The organism is Stenotrophomonas sp. S49 (assembly GCF_016624905.1).
Lineage (GTDB): Bacteria > Pseudomonadota > Gammaproteobacteria > Xanthomonadales > Xanthomonadaceae > Stenotrophomonas.
In genome coordinates, this window is the sequence record NZ_JACVUD010000048.1 from 19445 (window position 1) to 30437 (window position 10993).

General features: G+C 68.5%; 7 protein-coding genes and 1 pseudogene. 6 read left to right on the forward strand and 2 right to left on the reverse strand.

Annotation, left to right across the window (positions count from 1 at the left end):
• The first annotated feature begins 125 nt into the window (after positions 1-125).
• Both recJ and IAE58_RS11770 read left to right on the forward strand, forming a co-directional pair.
• Positions 126-1883 (forward strand): single-stranded-DNA-specific exonuclease RecJ, encoded by a 1758-nt coding sequence (recJ, locus tag IAE58_RS11765; protein WP_199933766.1) that lies wholly within the window; start codon positions 126-128, stop codon positions 1881-1883.
• A 249-nt stretch (positions 1884-2132) separates the two neighbouring features.
• Positions 2133-5018 carry a VIT domain-containing protein gene (locus IAE58_RS11770; protein ID WP_199933765.1) on the forward strand — a complete coding sequence of 962 codons (2886 nt, stop codon included), beginning with the start codon at positions 2133-2135 and terminating at the stop codon, positions 5016-5018.
• Positions 5019-5077: 59 nt separating this feature from the next.
• On the opposite strand, the gene IAE58_RS11775 is transcribed toward IAE58_RS11770, so the two are convergent.
• Together IAE58_RS11775 and IAE58_RS11780 are read right to left on the reverse strand one after the other, a co-directional pair.
• Complete coding sequence (locus IAE58_RS11775; RefSeq protein ID WP_199933764.1) at positions 5078-6040, reverse strand: phosphatase PAP2 family protein; 963 nt, start codon at positions 6038-6040, stop codon at positions 5078-5080.
• Between the two features lie 9 nt (positions 6041-6049).
• Entirely contained in the window at positions 6050-7258 is a 1209-nt protein-coding gene (locus tag IAE58_RS11780; RefSeq protein ID WP_199933763.1) for an acyltransferase family protein, read from the reverse strand.
• Between the two features lie 134 nt (positions 7259-7392).
• Between IAE58_RS11780 and IAE58_RS11785 the strand changes: the two genes are divergently transcribed.
• The 4 genes and pseudogenes from IAE58_RS11785 to IAE58_RS11795 all read left to right on the forward strand — a co-directional run bounded on the left by IAE58_RS11785 (position 7393) and on the right by IAE58_RS11795 (position 10835).
• On the forward strand, positions 7393-8304 hold the full coding sequence (locus tag IAE58_RS11785) for a LytTR family DNA-binding domain-containing protein (protein ID WP_199933762.1): 912 nt from the start codon (positions 7393-7395) through the stop codon (positions 8302-8304).
• 96 nt (positions 8305-8400) lie between these two features.
• Positions 8401-8527, forward strand: a pseudogene (locus IAE58_RS20095) (LytTR family transcriptional regulator); the annotation flags it as partial.
• A gap of 279 nt (positions 8528-8806) precedes the next feature.
• A protein-coding gene (prfB, locus tag IAE58_RS11790; protein WP_108749502.1) for a peptide chain release factor 2 occupies positions 8807-9932 on the forward strand; the annotation gives its coding sequence in 2 pieces (ribosomal slippage) (positions 8807-8881 and positions 8883-9932; 1125 coding nt in all).
• Positions 9933-10052: 120 nt separating this feature from the next.
• Positions 10053-10835: a helix-turn-helix transcriptional regulator gene (locus IAE58_RS11795; RefSeq protein ID WP_199933761.1), complete on the forward strand. Its 783-nt coding sequence runs from the start codon at positions 10053-10055 to the stop codon at positions 10833-10835.
• Positions 10836-10993 lie beyond the last annotated feature (158 nt).

The window sequence follows — 10993 nt, forward strand, 5'->3', positions numbered from 1 at the left end:
CCTCTGCGGGCAGAGGGGTCCGACCCCGGGCTCCAAATGCTTCCGATGGGGTCAGAGTCCTCTGCAGGCAGAAGGCTCTGACCCCGCGCTATCATGGTGACGTCTTCCGCAACCCGGCGATGCCGATGTCCCTTGCCGCCGATGCTGCGCTGCCCGTGTCCGATACCCCGCTGATCCGCCGCCGCGAGGCCGTGCAGCCCGGTGCGTGGCCCGACGACACGCTGCCGCTGCTGGCCCGCCTGTATGCCAGCCGTGGTGCGACCACACCGGAACTGGCGCTGCCGCGACTGGGCAACCTGCATGCGCCCGAACTGCTGACCGGCATCGATGCGGCCGTGGCCCTGCTGGTCGACGCCATCGCCAACGACAAGCGCATCCTGGTCGTCGGCGATTTCGACTGCGACGGAGCCACCGCATGTGCGGTAGGTGTGCGCGGCCTGCGCATGCTGGGCGCGCAGTACGTCTTCCACGCGGTGCCCAACCGCATGGTGCATGGTTACGGCCTGTCGCCGTCGCTGGTGGACGAACTGGCGGCGCTGCAGCCGGACGTGCTGGTGACCGTCGACCACGGCATTGCCTGCCATGCCGGTGTCAACGCCGCCAAGGCGCGCGGCTGGCAGGTGCTGGTCACCGACCACCATCTGCCCGGCCCGCAGCTGCCGCCGGCCGATGTCATCGTCGATCCGAATCTGCAGGGCGATGATTTCCCCAGCAAGTCGCTGGCCGGTGTCGGCGTCATCTTCTATGTGCTGATGGCCCTGCGCCGCTGCATGCGCGAGGCCGGCGTGTTCGCCGATGGCAAGGGCCCGGACCTGACCACGCTGCTGGACCTGGTGGCCGTAGGCACCGTGGCCGATCTGGTCGCACTGGATGCCAACAATCGTGCGCTGGTCAGCGCCGGTCTGCGCAGGCTGCGGGCCGGGCAGGGCTGCGTAGGCCTGAAGGCGCTGATCGAAGCCAGCGGACGCGACGCTGCACGCCTGACCTCCACCGATATCGGCTTCGCGTTGGGCCCGCGCCTGAATGCGGCCGGTCGCCTGGAAGACATGGCGCTGGGCATCGAACTGCTGCTCACCGAAGATCCGCGGCAGGCGCGCGACATTGCCCAGACCCTGGAACAGATCAATGCCGAGCGGCGCGCGGTGCAGCAGTCGATGACCGATGACGCCGAGCAGGCGCTGTCGCGGGTGGTGCTGCACGAGCAGGGCCAGCGCCCGGTCGCGGCATGCCTGTTCGACGCCGAGTGGCACCCCGGCGTGGTCGGCCTGGTGGCGTCGAAAATGAAGGACCGCCTGCATCGTCCGGTGATTGCATTTGCACCGGCCGAACCAGGCGCGGACACCCTGCGCGGTTCGGCGCGCTCCATCCCCGGGCTGCATATCCGTGACGCGCTGGCGCTGGTCGATGCGCGCCATCCCGAGCTGGTGGAGCGCTTCGGTGGCCATGCCATGGCCGCAGGCCTGAGCATGCGCCTGCAGCACCTGCCCGCGTTCGAGGCGGCCTTCGTCGCCATCGTGCAGGAACTGCTGGATCCGGCCGCGCTGCAGCAACAGGTGCTCAGCGATGGCGAGTTGTCCGCAGACGAATTCGATCACCGCCATGCCGATGCGCTGCGCCTGGCCGGCCCCTGGGGGCAGGGCTTCCCCGAGCCCTTGTTCGACGGCCACTTCGAAGTAGCCAACTGGCGCGTGCTGAAAGAGCGGCATCTGAAGCTCGAGCTGCGCCTGCCCGGGCTGCCCGGCACGATCAACGCCATCCATTTCGGTGGCTGGCATGGCAATGCGCCCGGCCGCCATGTGCACCTGGCCTACCGCCTGGCCTGCGATGACTACCGCGGCGGCACCGCGATCCAGCTGATCGTGGAGCATTGCCTGCCCGCTTGATGGCAGAGTGCCGCGCTTCGTGCTCGCCGGGCATGGCCCGGCGCTACCAGGGGCCCCGCACGCTGCGGTAGCGCCGGGGCGGGGCCGGGGGGGGGGGGGGGGGGCGGCCCGCGGCCCCCCCCCCCCCCGCCCCCCCCCCCGCGGGGGCCGCGGGGGGCGGGCCCGGGCGGGATGCATCGATGGTCGACCGCTAACCCCACCTGCCTTTGTGGTGCGTTGAACCCTGCACGATCCCACTGGAGCCGTGCCATGCCACTTGCCCGCTGCGTCCCCTTCATCCTGCTGGTGCTGGCGGCCTGGTCCGCAGACGCGCAGTCCCCCGGCATTGCGCGCCCTCAGCCCAGCACTCCGCTGTTGGTTGCTCCAGCCGCCGGACAGCCGATCCAGCTGCGCCAGGCGCGCATCGAAGGCGAAGTGCAGGCCGGTATCGCGCAGACCCGCATCACCCTGGAATTCCACAACCCGAACCGTCGCGTGCTGGAAGGCGAGCTGCAGTTCCCCTTGGCCGATGGCCAGCAGATCAGCGGCTTTGCGCTGGATATCGATGGCGAACTGCGCGAGGCGGTGCCGGTGCCCAAGGACAGGGGGCGCCAGGTGTTCGAGGAGATCGCCCGGCGCGGTGTGGACCCCGGCCTGCTGGAGCAGACCGCCGGCAACCAGTTCCGCCTGCGCATCTATCCGCTGCCAGCCGGCGGCAGCCGCCGCGTGCAGCTGGTCGTGCGCGAGCCGCTGGCTTACGCCGGCAACGGCTGGCAATGGGCGCTGCCACTGCAGTTCGCCGCGGGTGCGGCGTCGGTTGAGCTGAAACTGCAGGCGCCGGGCGAAGCGACGGCGGGCACGGCACCGTTCCGTATCGATGCGGGTCAGCTGCATTGGCAGGGGCGCGGCGCGCAGTTGCCGGCGCAGCTGCAGTGGACGCTGCCTGCGGCGCGCCGTGCGCAGGTGCAGGTGGCCAACTGGCAGGACGGCCATTACCTGCTGGCACAGCTGCCGGTGGCTACAAGCACCACGCCGCGCACGCTGCCGCGCGACATCGGCCTGCTCTGGGATGGCTCGGGTTCGGCGGGCCAGCGTGACCGCACGCGCGAGTTCGCGCTGCTGGACCACTACTTCGCCGCCATGGGCGACGGCACGGTCGTGCTGACGGTGCTGCGTGACCGCCCCGAGCCCGAACGCCGCTTCCGTATCCGCAAGGGCGATTGGAGTGCGCTGCGGCAGGCGTTGCAGGCGGTGCGGCCCGATGGCGCCAGTGCGTTGGCCCAGTGGCAGCCGCAGCCGGGCGTGCAGGAATACCTGCTGGTCAGTGACGGCCTGCTGACCTATGGGCCCGAAGCCCTGCCTGCACTGGCCGAGGGGCAGCGACTGTTCGCAATCAGCAGTGCGGGCGCACGCACCGACAGCACTCGCCTGCGCGGCTGGAGCCAGGCGCATGGCGGACGTTTTGTGGCAGTGGGCACCGACGTGGGCGCCGCAGCGCGCGAACTTCTGTCTGCGCCGCTGGATGTGCAGATCGATGCCGGGCGCGGCGTGCAGGACGTGGTGATCGATCGCCGCAGCGAAGCGCAGGGCTGGTTGTGGCTGCATGCACGTCTGGCCGCCGACGGCGTACCGATGCGGGTGCGCGTTGCCGGCAGCGATTGGCAGGCTCTGCCGGGTAGCACGCGCAGTGATGACGGCGCGCTGCTTGCGGGACTGTGGGCACAGGCGCAGCTGCAGCAGCTGGCGCTGGACCGGCGCAGCAACCGCGAAGCGATGCAGCGCCTGTCGCAGCAGTTTGGCCTGGTCGGGCCGGACACGTCGCTGATCGTGCTGGAGACGCTGGACGACTACCTGCGCTATGCCATCCGTCCGTCGGGCGCGCTGCGCGCCGGGTATGATGCCCGTTTCGCAAAGCAGGTGGCGGATCGCCAGGCCGAGGACCGCCGCCGCCTGGATGCGGTGGCCGCGCAGTGGAAGGAGCGCCAGCAGTGGTGGAACCGCCGTTGGCCGAAGACCGCGCCGTCCGCTGCGGGTAACGCCAAGGAAATCGCGCAGAACGGGGCCGTGGCCAGTGCGCCGATGGCCCTGCTGGCTGCACCGGCACCGGCAGCTCCTCCGCCGCCCCCGGCACCGATGGCACCGGCCCGCGCCCGCAGGCAGGCACCGGCCGCCGAGGCGATGACGTTGGACGCGATGGCCGTGGCGACCGATGATGCAGGAGGTGCCGCTGCGCCGGCCAACCGTGGCCAGCTCGGCATCCGGTTGGCGGCCTGGCAGCCTGATTCAGACGTCGCCCGCCGCCTGCGCCAGGGCCCGCCCGCGCAGCTGTACGACCGCTACCTGGCCGAACGGGATGCCCACGCCGACAGCAGCGCGTTCTTCCTCGACGTGGCCGACCTGCTGCTGGCGCAGGGGCAGCGCGAACTGGCGCTGCGTGTGCTGTCCAACCTGGCCGAGATGGAGCTGGACAATCGGCACCTGCTGCGCGTGCTCGGTTATCGCCTGATGCAGGCCGATGCCCCTGCGCTTGCCGTACCGGTGTTCGAACAGGTGCTGGCGATGGGCCAGGAAGAGCCGCAGAGCTTCCGCGATCTGGGCCTGGCCTTGGCAGCGGCCGGCAAGCCGCAGCAGGCATTGGACCCGCTGTACCAGGTGGTGGTGCGCCGCTGGGACAGCCGTTTCAATGGTGTTGCCCTGATCGCACTGGACGAACTGACCAACCTGGTGGCACGCAGCCGGCCGGCACTGGACACCCAAGGTATCGACCCGCGCCTGCTGCAGGCCATGCCGCTGGACCTGCGCGTGGTGCTGGCCTGGGATGCCGACAACAGCGACATGGACCTGTGGGTGACCGACCCCAACGGCGAGCGCGCCTACTACGGCAACCGCCTGACCTGGCAGGGCGGGCAGATGTCGCAGGACTTCACCGGCGGATACGGCCCCGAGCAATTCTCGCTGCGCAACGCAAAGCCCGGGAAATACAAGGTGGAAGCCAACTACTTCGGCAGTCGCCAGCAACTGGTGACCGGCGCCACCACGCTGATGCTGCGCCTGACCACCCATTGGGGCACGCCGCAGCAAAAGGACCAGAGGGTCACGCTGCGCCTGAAGGACCGCGCCGACACCATCCTGGTCGGCGAATTCGAAGTCCAGTAGAGCCACGCCATGCCGGGCTGCAGGGAGCCCACAGCAAGCCATCCACGCACGGCGTGGATCTACCGCTGGCGCGGAATCCACCGCGCCAGCGCCACGCCACCGCCGAGGATCAGCAGCGTGCCAACGGTATGCCAGAACACTTCGGTAACCGGCGCGTCGGGCAACGGAAGGCGGTACGCCAGCCATTCAATCAACGGTCGCGCCAACAGGTAGATCACCACCACACCCAATACCCGCAGCACGCGTTGCACGATGCCTTGCGGATCCACCGGCCAGCCGCGCCACTGAAGCCACGCCACCAGCAGAGCGAGCGCCAGCAGGCGTGCGGCTTCGCCCAGCGGCACCAGATGCGTCCACAACGAAGCCCCTGCCAGCGCCACGCCCACGCCCAGCAGTAAGGGCAGCTGCCAGCGTCGGGCCCCGCGCAGCCCTGGCATCAGCTGCCAGGCCAGCACGGCCACACCGATCCCGATCAGCCACCCGGCCACCACGTCGGCCAGGAAGTGCCGGCCCAGGTACATGCGCGAAATGGCCATCAACAACGGCCAACCCAGCACCAGCACCCAACGCAGCCAGCGCAGGCGGATGCCGAATGCCAGCAGCAGGCTGACGCAGGCGGCGGTGGTGATGCCCACGTGGCCGCTGTTGAAACCATAGTCGGCGTGCGGCTGCGCGCGCAGCATCGCCGTGGCCCGCGCATCGGGCAGCGACCAGAACGTGCGGCCACCGCCATCGACCACGAACGGATGCGAAGGCTCACCCTTGTCCAGTACCGCCGCATCCACGTCGGAGGGGCGGGGCAGGGCGGCGCTCTGCTTGATCGCATGCGTGGCGCAGGCCATCAGCAGCACCGCCAGCATCACGCACAGGCCCGCTCGAAGTCGCGCGCCGAACGCGCACACCAGGATCAGCGCGGTATAGCCCAGCTCGTAGCCGAGCAGGCTGATGAACTGCATTACTGCCAGCATCCAGCTGACGTCGAAGGTCTGCTGCAACCACAGGTGCCACTGCGTCTGGAACATCCGTTGTCCTCAATGCGCCGGTACGACGCGTGCAGTGGCCGACGATAGCGGATGGGTGCGCAGTCCGAACAGGGGGCGCAGCCAACGCACGCGGCGGATCAACAGTTCGTGGATCAACAGGCAGCCGCCGACCGTGCCGGCCACCAGCAGCGCCGGTTCCAGCCACGGGCCCAGCTGCAGCGGTCGCAGCGCATACAGCAGCACGATCAACACGGTCTGGTGCAGGATGTACCAGCTGAACACCGCCTCGCGGCAATAGGCCTGGCCCGGCCACGGGCGCGCCAGCAGCACCCGGGCCCAGCCGAACAGCGCCAGCAGCATGCACCAGGTGTAGAGCGCGCGACCGACGCGTTCGGTCTGCGCCCAAGGCAGGGCCAGAATCCACGGATCAACGTTGCCCACGTCCGGCAGTCGGGCCAGCGCGCGGATGCCCAGCTCCAGGCACACTCCCAGCACGGCCAGGCCAAGGGTCAGACGGCGGCCGCGCACCAGCAGGTCCCAGCCGCGCTGCCAGCGTGCGGCCAGGAAGCCGCCCAGGAACAGCGGCAGCGACTCGGCGTGCACGTAGACGTCGTCCAGCAACGCATGGGTTGGCGGCCAGCGCGGCATAAGTACCAACAGCGCCCAGGCCAGCCAGACCACCGGCAGCACCAGCAGCGCGGCTCCCAACAGACGATCACCCACTTGCAGCGTCGGCAGCGCCTTGGCCACCGGCCGCAGCAGGCTGGCCAGCACCACGGCCAGCACGGTGTAGGGCAGCAGGTAGGCCAGGTACCACAGGTGGTTCCAGGTGAAGCCGTACTGGGAACCGGTGAAGTGCGCGCCTGGCCATGGCCGGAACTGCCAGTAGCGCCACAGGAACCGTCCCAGCCCCGGCGCCACATCGCCCTTGTCCAGCGCCTCGCAGTACGCCTGCAGCGAGACCACCGCCACGATGCCGAACAGCAGCGGCAGCAGCAGGCGCCAGCAGCGGCGCAGGGTATGCGGCAGGCGGCCCCGGTCGGGCAGAGACAGGCCCAGGGCGATGCCGCTGATGGCAAACAGCAGCGGCATCCGCCAGCGATTGAGGGCGATCATCGGCCATTGCAGCCATTGCGCGGTGTAGGCGCTCTTCAGGTGGAAATCCCAGCCGGCCACGTAGGCCATGGCGGCGTGGTAGAGGATCAGCAGGGCGAAGGCGGCGATGCGCAGGGTGTCCAGATCGTGGCGTCGGTGCATGGCGATGGGCATCAGGGGGACGCTGCACCTTCGCTCGCCAACCATCACCGCACCAGCTGAAAGGGCGCAGTGGCGGGCGTTCTGGGTCCAATGGCGGGGCTGCAGGGACCAATGGCCGATGCGCGCGGGGGCGGATGGGCAACAATGGCGGCATGGAAAATGGAGATCCGGCGGCACGTGCCGCTGCAACCGCCCAGGTGGCGTATAGACCCGGCAAGGACGTGATGTTCTGGTCGCTGCTGTTCCTCTGCACCGCCGCGGGCAATGTGCTGGCGCAGTGGATGCGGGCGGTGCGTGACGCGCAGCTCTTTGCCGGGCTGGGCACCTCCATCGAGGAGTTCAGCAGCGCGCTGGCAACCCTGGGGCTGCTGATGCTGCTGCAGGCGGCAGCCCGCCGGTGGCCGCTGCATGCCGATACCTGGCGGCGCCGGATCGGCTTCTATGTGCTGGGCGGCGTTGCCTGGTGGCTGCTGCATGTCAGCGCCATGGTGCTGCTGCGCAAGGTGGCCTTCGCCGTGGTCGGCCAGCGCTACGTCTATGGCGACTGGCCGGCACAGTGGTTCTACGAGTTCTTCAAGGACGTGCAGACCTACAGCCTGCTGGTGATCGCCGTGCATGCCGTGGCCTGGTTCGGCCGCCAGCGGCAGGGCGAGGCACACCTGCTGGCGCCGCCCGACGAAGGCTCGCCGGTGGAGCCGGTCGAGCGCCCGCAGCACTTCCTGGTGCGCAAGCTGGGCAAGGAGTTCCTGGTGGCCACGGTGGATGTGGAATACGCCCAGGCGGCCGGCAACTATGTGAACCTGCGGGTGCGCGGGCATGACTACCCGTTGCGGATCACCATGGCGGCGCTGGAGCAGCGGCTGGACCCGACCGTGTTCCTGCGGCCGCACCGAAGCTGGCTGATCCACCGCGACCATCTGCGCTCGATCGAGCCGCTGGACGGCGGCGAAGCGCTGCTGCACATGGCAGACGGGACCAGGGTGCCGTGCAGCCGACGGCAGTTGCCGCTGCTGCGGCAGGCGCTGGTCGCTTCGCACGCAGGGTAGCGTCGACTGTCAGTCGACTATCGCGCGCAGCGCGGGCTCCTTCACAACCTGAACGGAGAGCAGTCGACTGACAGTCGACTCTACCGGAGGCTGACGGGGGCGAAGGTGCCGTGCAGCCGACGGCAGTTGCCGCTGCTGCGGCAGGCGCTGGGTGCTTCGTACGGGGGGTAGCGTCGATTGTCAGTCGACTGTCGCGCGCAGGGCGGGCTCCACCACAACCTGAACGGAGAGCAGTCGACTGACAGTCGAGTCTACCGGAGGCCGACGGGGCCAAGGTGCCGTGCAGCCGACGGCAGTTGCCGCTGCTGCGGCAGGCGCTGGGCGCTTCGCACGGAGGGTAGAGTCGACTGTCAGTCGACTATCGCGCGCAGCGCGGGCTTTTCCACAACCTGAACGGAGAGCAGTCGACTGGCAGTCGACTCTACCCGCCGCCCCCCCTCATGCCGGGAACCCCGGCCTGCGGTATCATTGGCAGTCATCTATTTAGTGCATAACCGCCGACATGATCGAACTGAATCCTGTCCGCCAGCGCATCGCCGATCTGACCGATCGTGTGGTGTCGCTCAGGGGGTATCTTTGACTACGACGCCAAGAAAGAGCGTCTTGAAGAAGTAACGCGGGAGCTGGAAAGCCCAGACGTCTGGAACAACGCCGAGTACGCGCAGAACCTGGGCCGCGAGCGCTCCAGCCTGGAAAAGACCGTGGGCGGCATCGCCTCGGTGCTGGACGGCCTGACCGACGCGACCGAGCTGCTGGAACTGGCTGAATCCGAACAGGACGAAGACACCGCCCTGGCCGTGGTCGCCGATCTGGACAAGCACCAGGCGCACGTGGAAAAGCTGGAATTCCAGCGCATGTTCTCCGGCGAGATGGACAATGCGGCGGCCTTCGTCGACATCCAGGCCGGTGCCGGTGGCACCGAAGCCCAGGACTGGGCCGAAATCCTGCTGCGCATGTACCTGCGCTGGTGCGAATCGCGCGGTTGGAAGACCGAGCTGATGGAAGTGTCCGGCGGCGACGTCGCGGGCATCAAGTCGGCCACCCTGCGCGTGGAAGGCGATTACGCCTATGGCTGGCTGAAGACCGAGACCGGCGTGCACCGTTTGGTGCGCAAGTCGCCGTTCGACTCGGACAACCGCCGCCACACCAGCTTCACCTCGGTGTTCGTGTCGCCGGAAATCGATGACAACATCGATATCACCATCAACCCGGCCGATCTGCGTACCGACGTGTACCGTTCGTCCGGTGCAGGTGGTCAGCACGTGAACAAGACCGAGTCGGCGGTGCGTATCACCCACATCCCGACCAACATCGTTGTGGCCTGCCAGACCGGCCGCAGCCAGCACCAGAACCGCGACAACGCGATGAAGATGCTGGCCGCCAAGTTGTACGAGCTGGAGATCCAGAAGCGCAACGCCGAAAAGGACGCGGTGGAAGCCACCAAGTCCGACATCGGTTGGGGCAGCCAGATCCGCAACTACGTGCTCGACCAGAGCCGTATCAAGGACCTGCGCACCGGTATTGAACGTTCGGACACGCAGAAGGTGCTGGACGGCGACCTGGACGAGTTCGTCGAGGCCAGCCTGAAGGCCGGCCTGGCCGTGGGTTCCAAGCGCATCGATGCCTGATCGGCGCGCCTGCGCGGATATCGTCATCCTCGTGCGCAACGCCGAGGGTGGCCGCACCGTTTTTCTGTAGAGCCGAGCCATGCTCGGCTGCTGTTGGCGCGAACGGGTACGGCGGGGGCGATGATGCGCAGCGAAGGTGAACGCAAAGAACTGGGCGGCTTCCTGAAAGCCTGCCGCGCCCGTGTCGACCCCGCCACGCTCGGCCTGCCGGCCGGGCGCCGGCGGACCCCGGGGCTGAAACGCGAGGAAGTGGCGCTGGCCATCGGGGTCAGCGTGAGCTGGTACACCTGGATCGAGCAGGGCCGCGAAGTGCGTGCCTCGCCGGAAGTGCTGGAGCGCCTGGCCAAGGTGCTGCGCCTGAGCGATGACGAGCGCGCCTACGCCTTTGCGCTGTCCGGCTATGGCGTGCCACTGGAATCGCCGGACGAAAGCGTGACCGACGGCCTGCGCCAGCTGGTGGAGGCGATGCAGCCGATCCCGGCCTACGTGCGCAATACGCGCTTCGACATACTGGCCTGGAACCCGGCCATCGCCGAGCTGTTCGTGGATTACAGCCAGTTTCCGCCGCACGAGCGCAACACGCTGCGGCTGATGTTCCTGTACGCGCCGTACCGCACGCTGATTCTCAACTGGGAAGAAATGACCCGTGGCCTGCTGGCCGGGTTCCGTGCAGCGATGGCGCAGGCGCCGGACAAGGCGCCGTTCCTGGCACTGGTCGAGGACCTTGCTGCACACAGCGAGGAATTCCGGCTGTGGTGGCCGGAGCACGATGTACGTCGCTTCGACGAGGGTGCGAAGAAGCTGAACCACCCTGTGCGTGGGTTGCTGGACCTGCAGTACGTGGCGCTGGTGCCGGAAAGCCGGCACGACCTATCGCTGGTGACCTACCTGCCGCGCAGGTAGAGGGTGTGCGGCAGGGCTTGCAGCCCTGCACCTGCTCAATGCAACGGCGACGGCAACGGCAACGTCAAAAGCTGGGTACTCGTGGGATGGCGGGGCGGTGTGGGCTTGCAGGACACGCCGCAAGTACGTCCCTGTAGGCTCGTAGGCGCCATCCATGG